General features: G+C 73.9%; 16 protein-coding genes and 2 pseudogenes. 14 read left to right on the top strand and 4 right to left on the bottom strand.

Going from position 1 to position 18,569, the window contains the following annotated elements:
• Nucleotides 1-14 precede the first annotated feature (14 nt).
• Nucleotides 15-1,505, top strand: coding sequence for a PLP-dependent aminotransferase family protein (locus tag OHA89_RS04925; RefSeq protein WP_406365389.1), 1,491 nt, complete (start codon nt 15-17; stop codon nt 1,503-1,505).
• Between the two features lie 468 nt (nt 1,506-1,973).
• On the top strand, nt 1,974-2,633 hold the full coding sequence (locus OHA89_RS04920; protein ID WP_266613091.1) for an RNA polymerase sigma factor: 660 nt from the start codon (nt 1,974-1,976) through the stop codon (nt 2,631-2,633).
• Between the two features lie 425 nt (nt 2,634-3,058).
• On the opposite strand, the gene OHA89_RS04915 is transcribed toward OHA89_RS04920, so the two are convergent.
• A complete protein-coding gene (locus tag OHA89_RS04915) occupies nt 3,059-3,520 on the bottom strand; it encodes a MarR family winged helix-turn-helix transcriptional regulator (RefSeq protein ID WP_257552939.1) in 462 nt (153 codons plus the stop codon).
• Nucleotides 3,521-3,757: 237 nt separating this feature from the next.
• On the opposite strand from OHA89_RS04915, the gene OHA89_RS04910 reads away from it, so the two are divergent.
• From OHA89_RS04910 to OHA89_RS04900, 3 genes are all read left to right on the top strand, one after another.
• Entirely contained in the window at nt 3,758-4,984 is a 1,227-nt protein-coding gene (locus OHA89_RS04910; protein WP_266613087.1) for an MFS transporter, read from the top strand.
• A gap of 46 nt (nt 4,985-5,030) precedes the next feature.
• On the top strand, nt 5,031-5,459 hold the full coding sequence (locus OHA89_RS04905) for a heme-binding protein (RefSeq protein WP_215149102.1): 429 nt from the start codon (nt 5,031-5,033) through the stop codon (nt 5,457-5,459).
• 63 nt (nt 5,460-5,522) lie between these two features.
• Nucleotides 5,523-7,181 carry a beta-N-acetylhexosaminidase gene (locus tag OHA89_RS04900; protein ID WP_406368391.1) on the top strand — a complete coding sequence of 553 codons (1,659 nt, stop codon included), beginning with the start codon at nt 5,523-5,525 and terminating at the stop codon, nt 7,179-7,181.
• On the opposite strand, the gene OHA89_RS04895 is transcribed toward OHA89_RS04900, so the two are convergent.
• Complete coding sequence (locus OHA89_RS04895; RefSeq protein WP_266942092.1) at nt 7,178-7,702, bottom strand: MarR family winged helix-turn-helix transcriptional regulator; 525 nt, start codon at nt 7,700-7,702, stop codon at nt 7,178-7,180. The genes OHA89_RS04900 and OHA89_RS04895 overlap by 4 nt on opposite strands.
• Nucleotides 7,703-7,836: 134 nt before the next feature.
• Here OHA89_RS04895 and OHA89_RS04890 point away from each other — a divergent pair, with 134 nt between their 5' ends.
• Nucleotides 7,837-8,901 carry an alkene reductase gene (locus OHA89_RS04890; protein ID WP_215149100.1) on the top strand — a complete coding sequence of 355 codons (1,065 nt, stop codon included), beginning with the start codon at nt 7,837-7,839 and terminating at the stop codon, nt 8,899-8,901.
• Between the two features lie 26 nt (nt 8,902-8,927).
• Here OHA89_RS04890 and OHA89_RS04885 read toward each other — a convergent pair whose 3' ends face one another.
• Nucleotides 8,928-9,734 (bottom strand): endonuclease I family protein, encoded by an 807-nt coding sequence (locus OHA89_RS04885; protein ID WP_266613080.1) that lies wholly within the window; start codon nt 9,732-9,734, stop codon nt 8,928-8,930.
• A gap of 216 nt (nt 9,735-9,950) precedes the next feature.
• Here OHA89_RS04885 and OHA89_RS04880 point away from each other — a divergent pair, with 216 nt between their 5' ends.
• Both OHA89_RS04880 and OHA89_RS04875 read left to right on the top strand, forming a co-directional pair.
• Nucleotides 9,951-10,517, top strand: coding sequence for a DJ-1/PfpI family protein (locus OHA89_RS04880; RefSeq protein ID WP_266613079.1), 567 nt, complete (start codon nt 9,951-9,953; stop codon nt 10,515-10,517).
• Nucleotides 10,518-10,669: 152 nt separating this feature from the next.
• Nucleotides 10,670-11,647, top strand: a complete 978-nt coding sequence (locus OHA89_RS04875; protein ID WP_266613078.1) for an SMP-30/gluconolactonase/LRE family protein — start codon at nt 10,670-10,672, stop codon at nt 11,645-11,647.
• Here the strand turns inward: OHA89_RS04875 and OHA89_RS04870 are convergent.
• Nucleotides 11,631-12,443, bottom strand: a complete 813-nt coding sequence (locus OHA89_RS04870; protein ID WP_215149096.1) for a glutamate ABC transporter substrate-binding protein — start codon at nt 12,441-12,443, stop codon at nt 11,631-11,633. The genes OHA89_RS04875 and OHA89_RS04870 overlap by 17 nt on opposite strands.
• A gap of 217 nt (nt 12,444-12,660) precedes the next feature.
• Here OHA89_RS04870 and OHA89_RS04865 point away from each other — a divergent pair.
• The 6 genes and pseudogenes from OHA89_RS04865 (at nt 12,661) to OHA89_RS04840 (ending at nt 18,501) form a co-directional block, all read left to right on the top strand.
• A pseudogene (locus OHA89_RS04865) lies at nt 12,661-13,121 on the top strand (hypothetical protein).
• 80 nt (nt 13,122-13,201) lie between these two features.
• Nucleotides 13,202-13,274 (top strand): annotated as a pseudogene (locus OHA89_RS04860).
• Nucleotides 13,275-13,334: 60 nt separating this feature from the next.
• Nucleotides 13,335-14,471 carry a gala protein gene (locus OHA89_RS04855; RefSeq protein WP_406365385.1) on the top strand — a complete coding sequence of 379 codons (1,137 nt, stop codon included), beginning with the start codon at nt 13,335-13,337 and terminating at the stop codon, nt 14,469-14,471.
• Entirely contained in the window at nt 14,468-16,117 is a 1,650-nt protein-coding gene (locus OHA89_RS04850) for an ankyrin repeat domain-containing protein (RefSeq protein ID WP_406365384.1), read from the top strand. Before OHA89_RS04855 ends, OHA89_RS04850 begins: the two co-directional genes overlap by 4 nt.
• Nucleotides 16,114-17,310, top strand: coding sequence for an AAA family ATPase (locus tag OHA89_RS04845; RefSeq protein WP_406365383.1), 1,197 nt, complete (start codon nt 16,114-16,116; stop codon nt 17,308-17,310). Before OHA89_RS04850 ends, OHA89_RS04845 begins: the two co-directional genes overlap by 4 nt.
• A gap of 12 nt (nt 17,311-17,322) precedes the next feature.
• Entirely contained in the window at nt 17,323-18,501 is a 1,179-nt protein-coding gene (locus OHA89_RS04840; RefSeq protein WP_257552928.1) for a DUF2201 family putative metallopeptidase, read from the top strand.
• The last annotated feature ends 68 nt before the right edge of the window (nt 18,502-18,569 follow it).

Below are 18,569 nucleotides of genomic sequence, written 5' to 3'. Positions count from 1 at the left end.
GGCACAATGGTCCTGTGAGCAGGTCCAATGAAGGCGCGAACGAGGGGTCCAAAAGCGGATCGGACTTCCTCCAGCTCGACATCGGCCAGGCCCCGCCCGGCGGCCGCACCGACTGGCTGGCGGGCCGGCTCCGCGCCGCCATCGCCGACGGCACCCTGCCGGTCGGCAGCAGGCTCCCGGCCAGCCGCGTACTCGCCGCCGAACTCCGCGTCTCCCGGGGGCTGGTCACCGAGGCGTACCAGCGGCTCGCGGAGACCGGCCAGGTGTCCGGCCGCGGCCGGGGCGGCACCGTGGTGGTCGCCGCCCCGCCGCCGGTGGCCGCGCCTGCGGCCGTTCCCGCGCGCGGGGGGCTCGTCGACGCCCTGCGGGCCGTGCCCTGCCGGATCGACCTCTCGCCCGGGGTCCCCGACCTGACCGCCTTCCCCCGTACCGCCTGGCTCCAGGCCGAGCGCCGGGTGCTCGCCGGACTCACCCCGGCCGACTTCGGCTACGGCAACCCGCAGGGCGCGCCCGCACTGCGCGAGGCGGTCGTCGGCTGGCTGGCCCGCAACCGGGGGATCCGCGCCGACCCCGACGAGGTGGTGATCGTCGCGGGAGTCGCCCAGGCCCTGGGGCTGCTGGCGCAGGTCCTGCGGGAGGACGGGGTACGCCGTGTCGCGGTGGAGGATCCCGGCTCGCTCGGGGCCCGGCAGCAGCTGGAGTACGGGCGGCTGGAGACGGTTCCGGTACGGGTGGACGAGCTCGGGCTGGACGTGGCCGGGCTCCGGGCGAGCGGGGCCGGGGCCGTCCTGCTCACGCCGGCGCACCAGTTCCCGACCGGGGTCGTGCTCGACGGCGAGCGCCGGCGGGAACTGCTCGGCTGGGCGGCCGACGGGGGAGTGGTCATCGAGGACGACTACGACGCCGAGCACCGCTACGACCGGGCCCCCGTCCCCGCTCTGCGCGCCCTGCTGCCCGAGGGCGTCTGCTACGCCGGGAGCGTCTCCAAGCTGCTGGCCCCGGCCCTGCGCCTCGGCTGGCTCCTGGTCCCGCCGCGCCTGAGCGAGGCCGTGACCGCCGCCAAGCGCTACGCCGACCTCGGCAACCCGGTCCTCGCCCAGCTGGTCCTCGCCCGGCTGATGGACTCGGGGGAGCTGGAGCGGCACCTGCGCTTCGTCCGGCGCCGCCACCGCCGCCGCAGGGACGCCATGCTCCGGGCCGTCGCGGACCGGCTGCCGGGGGCCCGGGTGCACGGCGCGGCCGCGGGGCTGCACCTGATGGTCACCTTCGACGGCGCCGACTTCGAGGACACCGCGCTGGCCTCGGCGGCCCTGGCCCTGGGGGTCAAGACCCACCCGCTGTCGTGGCACCGCCTCGCCCCGGGCCCGCCGGGCCTGATCCTGGGCTACGCGGCCGGCTCGGCGGGCGAGATCGAGGAGGGTGTCGCCACGCTGGGCACGGCCCTGCGGAAAATTCTCGGCGATCGGCGGCAACCTCGGCGGGGGTCGCGCGTCGTGCGGGGGTGAAGGTGCGGTCCCGCGCCCTCGACCCGACCGTGGAGAACCACCGTGAAGAACCACAAGCGAGTCCCCCGCACCCTTTGCCGGGCGGCCGTCACCGCGGCCGCAGCCGGAGTGGTCGTCGCTCTCGCCGGGCCGGCGTCCGCCACCGGCGGCGCCTCGGCCACGCCGGCTCCCGTTCCTGCTCCTGCCTCCGCGCAGCCCAGCGCCGCCCCCGCACCGGCCGACGGGGTCAAGCCCGTCGTTTCCGCTCCCGCTCCCGCCTCCAGCGTCGAGCCGAGCGCCCGGCCCAGCGCCGCCCCGCGGCTCCGGGTGCCGCGCCCGCACCGGCCGTCTCGCCCGGCGGGCCCGAGCTCGCGCATACTGGCTCCTCCGCGACCACCGCCGCACTGGGGGCCGGGGCCGCCGTGCTCATCGCCGCCGGTGCCGGGACCCTGTACACCGTGCGGCGCCGCGCCAACGGCTGAGGACCCTGTGCTCCACCTCGTACCGACCGCCGGCCCCGCCATGCCCGTCATCGACCGGGTGTGGCGGGGCCTGTGGTCGTTGCTGCGCCGCGACCGCTCCGCCCCGCCGGTCCCTCCTCGCCCGTACAAGGACGTGTACGCGGACTCGTACGCGCACGACCTCGTCGGCCGGGAGGACCCGCCGCCCACCGTCACCGCGCTCTACCACGCGCACCGCCTGCGCATGGTCCGGCTGGCGGTGCTCCTCGTCGACGACCTGGCCACCGCCGAGGACGTGGTCCAGGACGCCTTCACGGCCCTGTACCGCCGCCACGGGGAGCACATCACCGAGGTGGACAACGCCCTGGGCTACCTGCGCACCGCCGTGGTCAACACCTCGCGCTCGGTCCTGCGCCGACGGCGGACCGCCCGGGCCTGGACACCCGCCGCGCCGGCCGACGTACCGTCGGCGGAGGCGCACGTGGTGATCGACGAGGCGCACCGCGAAGTGCTCACCGCGCTCGGCCGGTTGACGCCGCGCCGCCGCCAGGTGCTGGTGCTGCGGTACTGGGCCGACCTCAGCGAGGCGGAGATCGCGAGCACCCTCGGGATCAGCCGGGGAGCGGTGAAGTCGAACGCGAGCCGCGGGCTGGACGCGCTGGAACGGATTCTGGAGGGACGGATATGACGCGCACGGCGCACGACGGGATCGAGCGGCGGCTGCGGCAGGCCCTCGACGCCCGCGCGGCCGGGATCACCGTCCGCGAGCTGCGGCCCGCCGATCCGCCGGGGCCGCACGTACGTCGCTTCCCCCTGCTGCGGCTGCGCGGGCTCGGGCTGCCCCTGGCCGGGCTGGCCGCGGCGGCCGCTGCCGTGGTGGGCTACCTCGTGCTCGCCCCGGACCCCGCACCGGTCCGCCCGGTGCCGCCCGCCGCGCCGCCGGAGCTTCCGACGCCTGGACCAGCGCCGGAATCCGAATCCCCCGGCCCTCGCCGCCGTCCTCGGCCTCGGCCTCGGTGTCGCCGTCGGCCAGGCCCGTCCCGGGCGGCGTGCGTCCGCCCTCGGCCTCCTCGGCGCCGTCCGCCAGCCCGTCCGCGGTGCCGCCGGCCACCCCTAGGCGGTAGCCGGGCGGCTGTTCTCGACCACCGCGACCAGCGCGGCCAGCTGGGGATTGCGCGCGGCCTCGTCCAGTGCCTCGCGCAGGGCGGTGTCGTTCGTCGGACGGGCGGCGGCCAGCAGGGCCAGGCCCGCCTCGCTCACGTCGGTGTAGATGCCGCGCCGGTCGGTGTCGCAGATGTAGCGGCTCAGCAGGCCGCGGTCCTCCAGCCTGCTGACCAGGCGGGTCGTCGCGCTCTGGCTGAGCACCACCGAGTCGGCGACCTGGTGCATGCGCAGGTGCCCGCCCGGCCCGCTGTGCTGGCGGCTCAGGACGTCGAGCAGCGAGAACTCGCGCACGCTGAGGCCGTGCCCCGCCTGGAGCGCCCGTTCGATGTGCGTCTCGATCCGCCCGTGCAGGAGGGAGAGGGCGCACCATCCCTGGGAGAGGGCGGTGAGCGCGCTGTCCGTGGCCGTCATGGGCTCCTCCTTCGAAGCGGGTACCGCGTGTGACATCGCGTGTGACATCGCGTGTGACATCGCGTGTGACATCGCGTGTGACCACCAGGATAGGCCACCTCCGCAATAGCCCGCGCTTGCAGATATCCCGCGTCTGCAATTAATGTGGACGCACGTAAGCGGCGACAGCAACGTGTCGTCCCGGTGGCCGCCCGCCACCCCCGCACCACCCCCTCCCCGTGAAGGACACCTCCCCTCATGCCTCTCGCCCTCCTCGCCCTCGCCATCGGGGCCTTCGGCATCGGCACCACCGAGTTCGTGATCATGGGCCTGCTGCCCGAGGTCGCCGGTGAGTACGGCGTCTCCATCCCCACCGCGGGCTTCCTGGTCACCGGCTACGCCCTCGGCGTGGTGCTCGGCGCGCCGCTGATGACCGTCTTCGGCACCCGCATCCCCCGCAAGCGGATGCTGATGCTGCTCATGGGCCTGTTCATCGCGGGCAACGTGCTCTCCGCGCTCGCCCCCGCCTTCGGGGTCATGCTCACCGGCCGCGTCGTCGCCTCGCTCGCCCACGGAGCCTTCTTCGGCATCGGAGCGGTCGTCGCCGCCGAACTCGTCGCCCCCGAGAAGAAGGCCGGAGCGATCGCCATGATGTTCACCGGCCTGACCGTGGCCAACGTGGTGGGCGTCCCGCTCGGCACCCTCGTCGGCCAGACCCTCGGCTGGCGCGTCACCTTCCTCATCGTCGCCGGGCTCGGAGTCCTCGGCCTGCTCGGCATCGCCCGCCTGGTCCCCGAACTGCCCCGGCCCGAAGGCGGCGTACGGATCCGCAGCGAGCTGGCCGCCTTCCGCAACGTGCAGGTGCTGCTGGCGATGGCGATGACCGTGCTCGGCTTCGGCGGCGTCTTCGCCGCGATCACCTACATCACCCCGATGATGACCGACGTCGCGGGCTTCGCCGACTCCTCCGTGACCTGGCTGCTCGTCCTCTTCGGCCTCGGCATGGTCGCGGGCAACCTCATCGGCGGCCGGTACGCCGACCGTGCGCTGATGCCGATGCTGTACGTCTCCCTGGGCGCGCTCGCCGTCACCCTGGCCGTCTTCACCCTCACCGCCCACACCAAGGCGGGCGCCGCCGTCACCATCGTGCTCATCGGTGCCCTCGGCTTCGCGACCGTGCCCCCGCTCCAGAAGCGGGTCCTCGACCAGGCCGCTGGCGCGCCGACCCTGGCCTCCGCCGTCAACATCGGCGCCTTCAACCTGGGCAACGCGCTCGCCGCCTGGCTCGGTGGCCTCGTGATCGCCGCGGGCCTCGGCTGGACCGCCCCGAACTGGGTCGGCGCGGCGCTGGCCGCCTCCGCCCTGGTGCTCGCCCTCGTCTCCGGAGCTCTGGAGCGCCGTACGGCGGGACACGCGGTACGCGGCGGCACGGTGGTCGCGTCCGCGGCCCCCGAGGCGGCCGCCGCCGCACCCGCCCACCACTGACCCGCCCCCGTTCCCCCGTACACACCCCCCGCTAGGAGAAACCCGCATGTCCAGCGCCATCCGCACCGCCGTCGCCCCGCTGACCACCGAGGACGCCGAGCTGCTCGTCGCCGCCGCCACGGCGGCCGCCGAAGCGGCCGGGGCCACGGTCAGCGTCACCGTCCTCGACGCGGGCGGCCACCTGCTCGCCTTCCGCCGCGACGACCGCGCCGTGCTGATCTCCGGCGAGACCAGCACCCGCAAGGCCTTCACGGCGCTCCAGCTGAACGCGCCCACCGCCGACCTGGTCGCCGCCGTCCAGCCCGGCGGTCCCTTCCACACCCTGCCCACGGCCCTCGACCGTCCGCTGCTGTTCATCGCGGGCGGGCTGCCCGTGCACCGCGACGGCCGTCTCATCGGCGCCATCGGCGTCGGCGGCGGCGCCCCCGAGCAGGACCACGGCTTCGCCGCCGCCGCGCTCGACGCCCTGGTCTGAGACCGCCGGGTCGCGCGCCCGTGTCCCCCGTGCCAGGTTGGGTACGGGGGACACGGGCGCATGATGCGAAATCCGAGGTTTCACGTGAGAGGCCACGTCATAGCGACGGCCACGGTCGCCGCACTGGTCACCCTTGCCGTCCCGGGCTGCACGGCCGCCTCCGACGAGGCCCGCGCCCCGGCCGAGCCGACTCCCGGTACCAGTACCCCGGCCGGCTCGCCGGCCCCTTCCCCTTCCCCTTCTGCGGCGCCCGCCGAGGCCGCCCCGTCCCCGACGCCGTCCTACGCCCTGTCCGTCGCCCCGCGCACCATCCCGGCCGTACGGGAGCACGTGCCCGCCCGGGGCCCCGGCTGGAAGCCCGCCCCCGGGGCCCGCGTGGTCGTCGACCCGGGCGACAAGGCCGCCCTGGCCGACGAGGGCAGGCTGCTCGCCGGTGAACTGCGCATGGGGTACGCCGAATCGGCGGAGCCGGGCCCCGGCGACGTGCACCTGTCCCTGGGCGCCAAGGGCTCCGGCACGCCCGAGTCCTACACCCTCGAGGTCAAGGACGGCCGGGTCCGCGTCACCGGCCCCGACGAGGCCGGGGTCTTCTACGGCACCCGCACCCTCAAACAGGCCGTGCGGAGCGCCGGTTCGGCCCCCGAGGGCACCGTGCGCGACGGCCCGGCAAAGCCCCAGCGCGGGCTCAACCTCGACATAGCGCGCAAGCACTTCACCCCCGTCTGGATCGAGGACCGGCTGCGCGAGATGGCCGATCTGAAACTCAACCAGCTCGGCCTGCACTTCTCCGACGACCAGGCCTTCCGCATCGAGTCCGACAGCCACCCCGAGATCGTCTCCACCCCGCACCTCACCAAGGCCCAGGTGCGGAGCATCACCGCACTCGCCGCCCGCCTGCACATCACGGTCGTCCCGGAGATCGACTCGCCCGGACACCTCGGCGCGGTGCTGCGCGTCCACCCCGAGCTCCAGCTGCGCGACGCACAGGGCAGGGCGGTGAAGGGGGCGGTGGACATAGCCAACCCCGCGTCCGCGAAGCTCGTCGACGAACTGCTCCGCGAGTACCGGCCGTTGTTCCCCGGCGGGGCCTGGCACCTGGGCGCCGACGAGTACCAGGCGCTGGTGGTCAGCAACCCCGAGGCCTCCTTCCCGCAGCTCGCGAGCGCGGCCCGGCAGCGGTACGGGGCCGCGGCACGGGTGCAGGACCTGGCCACGGGCTGGCTCAACGACCGCGCGGACACCGTGCGCCCGTCGGGCAAGGCGCTGAAGGCCTGGAACGACGGCTTCTTCCGCGGCGGGGTCGCGAGCGCGGCCAAGGACATCCAGGTCGAGTACTGGACCGGCAAGGAGATCGGCGCCCGCCCGCCGCTCGAGTACCTGCGCGAGGGCCGCAAGCTCGTGAACCTCAACGACGAGTACCTGTACTACGTGCTGGGCGAGCCGAACCAGTTCACCTACCCCACCGGCCGGCGCATCTACGAGCAGTGGACCCCGCTGGTCCTGCGGGGCACCACCGCCGTCCCGGCGCAGTACGCGGACCAGATCCTGGGCGGGCGCCTCGCCATATGGGCCGACCTGTCCGGTGCCCAGACCCAGGCCCAGGTGGCGGCCGGCATCCGGATGCCGCTGGCCGCGCTCTCCCAGAAGGTCTGGGACGCCCGCACCCCGGCTCTGCCGTGGACGGGCTTCCAGTCCCTCGCCGACCGCGTGGACCCGCCCTAACAGGTCGTGTCGCAGTCCCCGCCGCCGCTCCGGGTGAGCTCGGTGCAGAGCGTGGTCTCCACCTTGCCCAGCAGGCGGGTCAGTTCGGCGCGCTCCGACGCGTCCAGGCCGTTCAGGGTCTGGCGTTCCAGCTCGCCCCAGGCCCTGCGCACCTCGACGAGCAGCCCGCAGCTGGCGTCCGTGGCCTCGACCAGGGAGGCGCGGCGGTCGGCCGGGTCGGGGCGGCGCCGGACGTGTCCGGCCTGTTCGAGGCGCTGGAGCATCTTGGTCACCGTGGACGGGTCGAGGCCCACCGCTTTGATCAGCTCGGACTGACGCACGGCCCCGCTGTCCCACAGGTGCATCATCAGGAACTCCTGCCCCGGATGCAGACCCAGATCCCGCAGGGCGCGGCCCGCGGCGATCCGGTGGAGCCGGGCCACGCGGCTGATGGCGTGACTGACCGGCCCGTCCAGCACGGCGCCGGGCACCGCCGTACAGGCGGGTTCGGTGCGCGGTTCCCGGGCTGCTTGCGCGGTCATGGCAGGGGTCCTCATTTCGTCTCGTGCTGCGGATCCTACCCGCCCTGCAGATTTTACCTTGGTCGGCCAAGTAATGGGGTACGCTGCATCCCGCAGCCCTTCATTGGCCGACCAACTAATTCTGTGAGGCAGACATGACCAGCGCATTCGAACCCGTCCACATCGCCGGCGGGCTCCTCCCCAACCGGATCGCACTGGCTCCCATGACCCGGAGCCGGGCGGCGGAGGGCGGGATCGCGACCGGCCTCGTCGCCGAGTACTACACCCAGCGCGCCTCCGCCGGGCTGATCATCACCGAGGGGATCCAGCCCTCCGCCGTCGGGCAGGGCTACCCATTCACCCCCGGCCTGCACAGCGCCGAGCAGGTCGCGGCCTGGCGCGAGGTCACCGGCTCGGTGCACGCCGCGGGCGGCAGGATCTTCGCGCAGATCATGCACTCCGGCCGGATCGGCCACCCGAGTCTGCTGCCCGACGGTCTGATCCCGGTGGCACCCTCCGCGGTCGCCGCCGAGGGCCAGGTCTTCACCGGGGAGGGGCTCAAGGACTTCGTGACCCCCCACGAGCTGACCGGCTCCGAGGTGCGGGCGACCATCGCCGACTTCGCCGAGGCCGCGCGCAACGCGGTCGAGGCCGGGTTCGACGGCGTCGAGCTGCACGGTGCCAACGGCTACCTGATCCACCAGTTCCTGGCCCCGGGCTCCAACCAGCGCACCGACGAGTGGGGCGGCACCACCGAGAACCGCATCCGCTTCGCCGTGGAGGTGGTCAAGGCGGTCGCCGCCGCGATCGGCGCCGAGCGCACCGGGCTGCGGATCTCGCCCGGGAACCAGTACAACAGCATCAACGAGCCCGACCCGCAGCCCGCCTACGAGGCCCTGGTCAAGGAGATCGACGGGCTCGGGCTGGCCTACCTGCACATCCTGGAGCACGGTCCCGAGGCCCGGGAGACCACGCTGGCGCTGCGCAAGCAGTTCAGCGGCCCGCTCGTGCTGAACCCGGCGACCGAGGGCCCCACCGACCACCGGGCGCTCACCCTGATCGAGGAGGGCACCGCCGACCTGCTCGCCTTCGGGGCCCTCTTCCTGGCCAACCCCGACCTTCCGGCGCGGCTGCGCACGGAGGGCCCGTACAACACCCCGGACACCTCCACCTTCTTCGGCGGAGATGCCCGCGGGTACACGGACTACCCGGCCCTGTAGGGGCCCGGCCCGGGGTCGCGTGGGGGTCACCAGATGGAGGCGACCCACTCCGGGTGGTCGATGAACGGGTTCCGGTTGTGCTGGTAGGTGTCGAATATGACCTGGTTGCGGCGCTGCTCGAAGGCGTCCGGCGGGTCCATCTGGTTCCACTGCTTCAGCACGCTGATCCGGCCCAGGGCGGGGGCCGAGCCGTTGTTGACCTTGTCGTTCATCTCCAGGTCCGCGAAGCCGTCGCCGCCGTCGTAGCGCACGGCCATGTAGAGCAGCATCCGCGCCACGTCTCCCTTGACCGCGTCGCGCGGCTCGAAGGAGTCGGCGTCGGTGAAGCTGCCGGGGGCCTCGCTGACGGGGCTGCCGCCCTTGTCGAAGTCCTTGTTGCCCCGGGTGCTGTTGACGGTGACGTCCTCGGGGCGCAGGTGGTGCAGGTCGGTGCCCGGACCGGTCGCGGTGCCGAAGTCGCCGTGGCTCTTGGCCCAGACGTGCTCGCGGTTCCAGTCGTTGGCCCCGCCGCCGTTGGTGGACTTCGACTGCGAGCGGCCGGAGTAGACGAGGATGACGTTGTCGGGGTTCGCCGGGTCCTGGTCCGTCACCTTGAGGGCGTTCCACACGCCGTCGTAGGACACCTTGGACTGGGTCTTGATGATGTCGTGCAGGGCGGCCTTCAGGGCCGCTCCGGTCTTGCCCTCGGCGGGGGCGTAGTAGCTGTCGACCGCGGCCGCGGCGGACAGGGGCTCCGCCGTCCGCTGCTGGCCGGCGGAGGCGGCGGCCGGTACGGCGAACAGGGCGGCTGCCGCGAGGCAGGCGGCCCAGGGAGTCAGGCGCGAGATTCTCATCACGTGGGGGTACCTCTCCACACGCACCGTCCCCGCCCGGGGAATTGGCGGGGTGTCAGGTGGCAGAGCGAGAATCACATTGTCATGTGCCGTACAGGTGAAAACCATGTGTCCGGAGCGGGGAGCTTGGTGTGTGCCGTCCGCGCGCCGCGGGCAGGGTAGCGGTGGCCCCGCGGGGGCCGGTCCGACCGTGAACAGCCCTTCCTGGAGCAGCCCATGGCAGTGAAGATCCTCATCGTGACCGGTGACGCGGCGGAGTCGCTGGAGGTCTTGTATCCGTACCAGCGCCTGCGCGAGGAGGGGTACGAGGTCCACATCGCGGCGCCGTCGGTGAAGAAGCTGCGCTTCGTGGTCCACGACTTCGAGGAGGGCTTCGACACCTACACCGAGAAGCCCGGCTACACCTGGCCGGCCGATGTGGCCTTCGCCGACGTGGTCGTCGAGGACTACGCGGCCCTGGTCGTCCCGGGCGGCCGCGCGCCGGAGTACCTGCGCAACGACCCCGAGGTGCGGCGGATCCTGGCCGCGTTCGCCGAGTCGGACAAGCCGATCGCCCAGATCTGCCACGGTCCGCTGATCACGGCCGCGGCCGGGGGGCTGGCCGGCCGCCGGGTGACCGCGTACCCGGCGCTGGAGCTCGACATGAAGGCGGCAGGCGCCGAGTTCGAGGACTCCGAGACCGTGGTCGACGGCACGCTCGTGTCGGCCCGCGCCTGGCCCGACCACTCGCGCTGGATGCGGGAGTTCCTGACGGTGCTGCGCGGGAAGGCCCCGGTGGCCTGACCGAGGGCCGGCCGGGGGCGGCGGAGCGCGTGCGTCCCCGGCCGAACGGCAGGGGGGGACTGGCCGGTTCCGGGACAGACGGGGCGCGGGCGATGTGCTGAGGTAGAAGGGTCAACCATCGCTCGTGCCAAGGAAGTCGAAAGGACACCGCCGTGACTGGACCCCTGGGTCGGCGCAGGTTCATCGGCGCGGCCGCCGCCCTCGGCGGCGCCGCGCTCGCAGGTCCGCTCGCCCCGGTCGCCCGGGCGCGCCCGGCCGAAGCCGCTCCGTCCGCCGCCGGGCGGCCCGACACGCTCGCGACCCCGCCCGGCTTCCAGCCCGAGGGCATAGCCGTCTCCGCCCGGGGCGTGGCCTACACGGGTTCGCTGATCGACGGCTCCATCTACCGGGCCGACCTGGCCACCGGCACCGGCCGGATCATCACCGAGGGGCAGGGGCCGGCCTCGGCCGGGCTCAAGCTCGACGCGTACGGCAGGCTGCTGGTCGCGGGAGGGGCCAGCGGTCAGATCCGGGTCGTCCACGCCGGTGACGGCCGGATGCTGGCCACCCACCAGGCCGCGACCGGCGCCACCTTCGTCAACGACGTCATCGTGGGATGCGGCGGAGCCTGGTTCACCGACTCCTTCAACGACGTCCTGTACTTCCTGCCCGCCGGGCGCGAGCTCACCGGCGCGGGCGCCGCCCCGCGCGCCCTCGGGCTCGGCGGGGAATGGGTCCCGGTTCCGCCCGGCGGTGCGTACTGGGGCGCCAACGGCATCGAGCGGACCCCCGACGGCCGGGCCCTGCTCGTGGTGCACGACACCGCCCAGGCGCTCTTCCGCGTCGACCCGCGGACCGGCGCCGCCACCCGGACCGTCCTGGACGGCGGGTCGGTGGGCAACGGCGACGGACTCGTGGTCCACGGCCGCACGCTGTACGTCGTACGCAACTGGAGCTACGCCGTCGACGTGTTCACCCTGAGCGGGGACGGCCGCCGGGCCCGCTTCGTCCGGCAGATCACCGACCCGCGCTTCGACGAGCCGACGACGGCGGCCGTGTACCGGGACCGGCTCTACGTGGTCAACGCCCGCTTCGACGCCGACTGGTCGGACCCGGCCACCGCCTCGACGATCGTCAGCTGCCCGTTGTGATCGGCGGGGCCGGCTCGTACTTGTAGTCGGGGCCGAAGTTCTTCTTCACGGCCGCTTCCCAGGAGCCGTCCTCGACCATCTTCTTCAGCGCGGCGTTGATCTTGACCTGGAGCTGCTTGTCGCCCTTCTTGACCCCGATGCCATAGCTCTCGTTGCTCAGGTTCTGGCCCGTCAGCTTGAACTTGCCCTCGTTGCCCTTGCTGGCCGCGTACCCGGCCAGGATGGAGTTGTCCGTGGTCATGGCGTCGACGATGTTGTCCTGGAGGGCGACGAGGCACTCGGAGTAGCCGGGGAGCTCCAGCACGCTCGCCTTGGGGGCGAGCCCCTTCCTGATGTTCTCCGCCGAGGTGGAGCCGGTGACCGAGCAGAGCCTCTTGTTGTTGAGGTCCTCCGCCTTGGTGATGGAGGTGTCGGCGGCGCGGACCAGGATGTCCTGGTGGGCCACGAAGTACGGCCCGGCGAAGTCGACCTTCTCCTTGCGCTTCTCGTTGATCGAGTAGCTCGCGGCGACGAACTCCACCTCGTTGTACTGGAGCAGCAGCTCGCGGTCGTTGCTGTAGACCTGCTTGAACTCGATCCGGTCCGCCGGGTAGCCGAGCTGCTTGGCCACGTAGGTGGCCACGTCCACGTCGAACCCGGAGAAGATCCCGCCGGGCTCGCGAAGGCCGATGCCCGGCTGGTCGAACTTGATGCCGATGGAGAGGGTCCCCTTGGCCTGATCGTCACCGCCGCACCCGGAGGTGGTCAGGGCGAGGGCGATCACTGCGGCGACCGCGCCGGCCTGGGGAACCTTCATTGCTGCACTCTTTCCTCGAAAAACGCGGGACGGCCGTCAGGGTCGCTGGGGCACGCGGAACCGCGGGTACGTGGGGGGACATCGAGACACGTGTACGAGGAAGCTAGGAAGGCGACGGGCGCAGCGTCACTACATCTGAGCAAAACTTGAGGATAACAATCCGGTTCGGCCGCAGATTCTGTGGCGGGTTCGGCCCGGAGCTGGAGAAAGGGCGGGCATGGGGGCAGGTTCGGTACGAGTCGATGGGAATGCGCTGCTCCTGGGTGAAGGGGTGCAAATCCGCTTCATCCGGACCCTGTGGCTGCCCGAATCGGGCACGCACGCACTGTCGCCGGGACTGGGGGAGCGGACGGGATCAACTCGGGCGACGGGACGGTGCGCCAGTTCGTCGCCGTGCCGCTGGGGCTCGGCGCCACCGTCGAGGGGCAGGTGACCGGCGAGGAGCCGCCCTCGCCGGTGGACCGGGCCGCCTACACCCGGGCCGGGCTGCCAGGGTTCGACTACTGCGACGAGTCCGGTGCCGACCTCGCGCCCTCCGGGGCCCTGACCGGGGTTCAGCCGGTGGGGGAGTGGCTCGGTGACGACCACGCCCCGTGGGCGGAGCCGGACCCCGCACAGGTCAAGCCGCTTGAAAACACCCCGAGGCCGGGCAAACCAGTACAGGACGGCAACTGGTAGACCTATCAGGGCAGTCGGGAATCGATGCCTCAAACTGGTGATCGATTTTCGGCCGCCGGGTCGGTATGATCGTCCGCAGCAAGGCCGTAGCGCAGAGGTCGTCGCGCCCACGCATCAAGCTGGAGGACGTCGGTTCGAATCCGACCGGTCTTGCGTCTTCGTCTCAAGTCGTGATGGACGCCGGGCACCGGCGAAGGAACCGGTGGAGTGGTGATGACACAGCCGACACCCGTACGGTGCCCCGCGATCGAGCACCCGGACGTGCCCGCGGCCGACCCGGCCGGACTCGACCCGCTGCTCGCCCGGCTCGCGGCGGACCGGCCGGTCGAGACCGACGAGGCCTTTCCGCTCGGCACCCTGCGCACGGACGGCCGCGTCGACCTCTGCAAGCAGGGACTCGGCCCGGGCGGCGCGGCCCGGCTGCTGCCGGCCGCGGCCGCCTCCGCGCACGCCACCCACCTGCTGCTCGGCACCAACGCCATCGGCGACGAGGGCGCCCGCACCCTGGCAGGGACCCTCACCGGCGGCCACGGCCTGCACACCCTCTACCTCGGCTGCAACCGGATCGGCCCCGACGGGGTGAGCGCCCTGGCCGGCGCCCTCGCCGAGGACACCACCGTCCGGGCCCTCTGGCTCAAGCGCAACCCGCTCCTCGAGGACGGCGCCCGCACCCTGGCCGCGCTGCTGCGCCGCAACACCGCCCTGCGCACCCTCGACGTGGTCAACACCGGGATCGGCGCCGACGGCGTACGCCTCCTGCTCGATGCCCTGCTGGAACGCGAGCAGCCCCTGGAGCGGCTCTTCCTCGGCGGCAACGGCCTCGGCCCCGACACCGCCCCGCTGCTCGCCGCCATGATCCGGGAGGCCGGGGTGCGGGAGCTGTACGTCCCGGCCAACCACCTCGGCGACGAGGGCGCCGCGACCCTCGCCACCGCCGCGGCGGACTCCCCGCACCCGGTCCGCCTCGGCCTCGGCGGCAACGGCATCGGCGCCGCCGGAGCGCGCTCCCTGGCCGGCGCCCTCGGCGGCATCGAAGCCCTGGACCTCGGGCGGACCATGTCCGAGCGGAGCCTCGGAGCCACCGGCAACGACCCCGGCGACGAAGGGGCGTACGCCCTGGCCGCCGCCCTCCCCGGCAGCCCCCTGCGCCGGCTGGAGCTGCGGCACACCGGCCTCACCGGCCGCGGCGCGAAGAGCCTGCTCGCCGCGGTGCCCGCCGACAGCCCCCTGGAATACGTCGGCCTGGGCCCCGGCCTGCCCCGCCGCGTGAAGCGCTCCTTCACCGAACGGCTCCGCCCCGCCCGGGCCGCCCACCCGGACCTGCGCGCCATCGGCAGCGTGTACCGGTGAGCCCGGAGCACGCCGAACTGCCCGGCGGCCTCCGGCCCGAGGACGTCCCGACCTGGCAGCGGATCCGCCGGTACGCCGTACCCGGCTGGATGATCGAACAGGCCACCGCGCACCGCCTGGCCGGGGACTGGCAGTCGGCCTGCGCCTGCGCCGGCGTGGACATCGGCTTCGACCTGCCCGAGATCGCGGCCCGCTACGGCGCCTCCGTCGCCGAGGCCGTCGAGGACGACCTCCGCCACCTCGCCCCGGACCTGCTGCGCTGGCACCTGCCCCGGCTCCTGGGCGGCCGCACCACCATCGACACCGACCTGCGGATCCTGCTCGCCTCGTACGGTGGCGCCGACGGCCCGACCCTGTCGCTCACCACGCCCGTCATGACCGAGGGAGCGCAGCGCCTGCGCCTGCACTGCGAGCCGGTCGTCCCGATGAAGTGGAACCGGTACACGGGCCGCGGCTTCGTCCCGGAGGACTGGACCGTGGTCCGGCCGTTCTGGGACGCCCGCCGCGCATCCGAGCTGGGCGCCCGCTTCGGCGACCCGGAGGGCCGCGCCCAACGGATCACGCTGCTCCACGCGCAGGGGGACATCGCCGCGGCGTACGAGGCCGCGGGCATCGAGTGCGACCTGACCGTGCCCACCCCACAGCCCTATCAGCGTCCGGTGGACCCCACGGCCCTCTTCGAGCGGATGCCGATCGACCTCACCCGGCTCGTGCCGGAGGTGGGGCGGCTCGTGGCGGCCGGCGCGGGGGACCGGTACCGGATCGCGGCCGACTGGCGCACCCACCTCCTGGTGGAGCCGGACGGCCCCGACCGGCTCCGGGCCCGCTTCATGGAGACGGAGGAGGCGCTCACCGTCCCGTACCTGCCCAGGTACATCTGGAAGCGCCTCCCCGACCTCGAACTGGTGCGCACCGGCCGGATCACCCCGCGCGAGCTGCACCCGGTGGTGGCCGCCGCGCTGTTCCCCGACGCCGGACCGGCCGCGGGCCCGCCCGGCCCCGACACGGGGAAGCCGGTACGGGTGCGCTGCCGCGGCGCGTGGCACGAGGTCCGCTCGCGGGGCGGCGTACTCGACGTGCCGCACACCCCGGAGGAGCAGCAACGGGAGCGCGCCATGCGGGCGTTCGGCGGCGCGGTCTCCGGGTGCTTCGCCGTTCAGCAGACCTGGACCACGGGCGAGGGGCGGCTGCCGCGCGCCCTGCGGGCCCAGCAGCGGGAGCTCTTCCTGCGCGTCCAGCACGGGGACACCCCGGCGGTCGTGGCGCTGCTGGACGCGGGCGTGGACCCCCGGATCCGGAACGCCCGCGGACGCGGACTGCTGCACGAACTCCACCTGCTCGACCACGAAGTGTTGCTGCCCCGGCTGCTCGCGGCGGGACTCGACCTGGAGGCGCGGGACAAGCACGAGCGCACCCCGCTGCACTCCGCGGTGCACTGGGGCGGTTCGGCGGATCTGGTCAGGGCCCTGCTGGCGGCCGGCTCCCGGATCGACGTCGTCGACGAGATGGAGCTGTCGCTGTCCCAGGAGATCCGCCGCTACAAGCGCACGGACCTCACCTTCCTGCGGCAGCGGGTCGACGAGGAGTTCCCCGGCATCGGCGCCGACTGGTTCGACGAGTACATGGACGAGGGCGAGGACGCATGAGTGCCCAGCCGCAGCCCGCCCGGGCCCTGGCCGCCGCCGACGCCCTGGGCGCCCGGCTGAGCGCCATCCGCACCGAACCCGCCACCAACCCCCAACTCGAGGCACTGGCCGTGGCCGTGACGGCCAATCAGCCCGTCCTGCTGTGGGGTGAGCCGGGCATCGGCAAGTCCGCCGGCATGCAGCAGCTCGCGACCGCGCTCGGCGTGGAGCTGGAGACCGTCATCGCCAGCGTCCACGAGCCCTCCGACTTCGCCGGGCTGCCCATCGTCGGCGAGGACCCCGCCACCACGGGTGTCCCGATGGCCCCGCCGGACTGGGCCGTACGCCTCGCCCGGACCGGCCACGGGCTGCTGTTCTTCGACGAGTTGTCTTCCGCCCCGCCCGCCGTGCAGGCGGCCCTGCTGCGCGTGGTCCTGGAACGCCGGGTCGGCAGCCTCGAACTCCCGGCGGCCGTACGGATCGTCGCCGCGGCCAATCCGCCCGCCAGCGCAGCCGACGGCTGGCACCTCAGCCCGCCGCTCGCCAACCGCTTCGTCCACCTCGACTGGACGCACAACCCGCGCACCGTGGCCCGTGGCATGGCCGGCACCTGGCCCGAGGTGGCGATCCCGGCCGTCGATCCCGCCAAGGCCTCCGGCTCGGTCGCCCGGGCCCGCGGCGCGGTCTCCGGCTTCCTCACCGCCCGGCCGGGCCTGGTCCACCACATGCCGGCCGAGGCCGCCGCACGGGGCCGCGGCTGGCCCTCCCCGCGCACCTGGGAGATGGCCCTGCGGCTGCTGGCCACGGGGTACGCGGCCTCGACGGGCCGGGAGGCACTGGCCATGGCGCTCACCGGGGCCGTGGGCGAAGCCGCCGGGATCGAACTGCTCTCGTACCTCGAACACCTCGACCTGCCCGACCCGGACCGGGTGCTGGCCGACCCGGACGCCTTCGCCCTGCCCGAACGCGGCGACCGGCAGCTGGCCTTCCTCATCGCCGTGGTCGCGGCCGTGCAGAGCGAGCTCACCCGCCCCCGCTGGGAGGCGGGCTGGGCCGTCCTGGCCAAGGCCGTGGACGCGGGCGTGCCCGACGTGGCCGCCCGCGCCGCCGCCGACCTCGCCGCGATGCGCGACCTCGACTGGCCCGTGCCCGCCGGCATCGACGCCTTCGTGGAACTGCTCCAGCTGTCCGGCTCCCTGCCGGGCGGCGGCTGAGCCCGGCCCGCCGTGAGCCTGGACCGCGCGAAGCTGCTGGCAGCCCGCTACAAGGCCGCCGAAGCCCGCCCGTACCTCGCCTCCGCCCTGTACGCCCTCACCGTCGTCCCCTCGGACGGCGTGCGCACCATGGGCGTCGACCGGCACTGGCGCTGCTACGTCTCGCCCGCCTTCGTCGAGGCGACCCCGGTCGTCGAGCTGGCCGGGGTGTGGATCCACGAGGTGGCGCACCTGCTGCGCGACCACCACGGCCGGGCCGAGCGACTGCCCGCCGCCGACCAGCGCGATCCGGTCCGGGTCAACATCGCCCAGGACTGCGAGATCAACGACGACCTGCTCGCCGACGGGCTGGCGCTGCCCGAGGGGCGGATGGAGCCCAGGCTCTTCGGCCTGGCCACCGGCGGCCTGTTCGAGGCCTACCTGCCCGCGATCCCGCCCACGCCCCACGGGGTCGACTGCGGATCCGGCGCGCACGGCACCCCCATGCCCTGGGAGCTCGGGGAGGACGGGGGCCCCGCCCGGGTCGGCCCGGTGGAGGCTGAGGCGCTGCGCCGGCAGACCGCCCAAGCCGTACGGGCCCAGCAGCGCACCCGGGGCACCATCCCCGCGGGCTGGGCCCGGTGGGCGCAGGAGCTGCTGGAGCCCACCGTCGACTGGCGCCGCGCCCTGTCCGGAGCGGTCCGCGAGGCCGCCGCCTGGGCGGCCGGCGCGGTGGACTACACGTACCGCCGCCCCTCGCGCCGCACTCCCGCGCTCGGCGGCCGGGTGGTGCTGCCCAGCCTGCGCAGGCCGCTGCCGCGGGTGGCGATCGTCATCGACACCTCGGGGTCGATGGGCCCGGACGACCTCGCGGCCGCGCTGGCCGAAGTCACCGGCGTCCTGCGGGAGGTGGGGGTCGGCGGCAACCGGGTCGCCGTACTGGCCTGCGACGCCGACGTACACGCCGTGACCCGGGTGAGAAGCGCGGGCGAGGTGACCCTGGCGGGCGGCGGGGGCACGGACATGCGGGTCGGCATCGGCGCCGCGCTGGCCCTGCCCGACCGGCCGAACGTCGTCGTCGTGCTGACCGACGGGTACACGCCGTGGCCGGACGAGACACCGTCCTGCCGGCTGATCGCCGCGCTGGTCGGGGCGAACCCGCCCGCGCCCCCGGCCTGGGTGGAGACCGTACGCGTCGACCTCGCCACATGAGCGACGCACTGGCCGGGAACGTACGGTCGTTCGGACCGCGGCGGGGGACACGTGGGAACATGGCCGGG

This window comes from Streptomyces sp. NBC_01546 (assembly GCF_045208355.1).
GTDB lineage: Bacteria > Actinomycetota > Actinomycetes > Streptomycetales > Streptomycetaceae > Streptomyces.
This window is presented reverse-complemented; position numbering and strand designations above follow the sequence as displayed.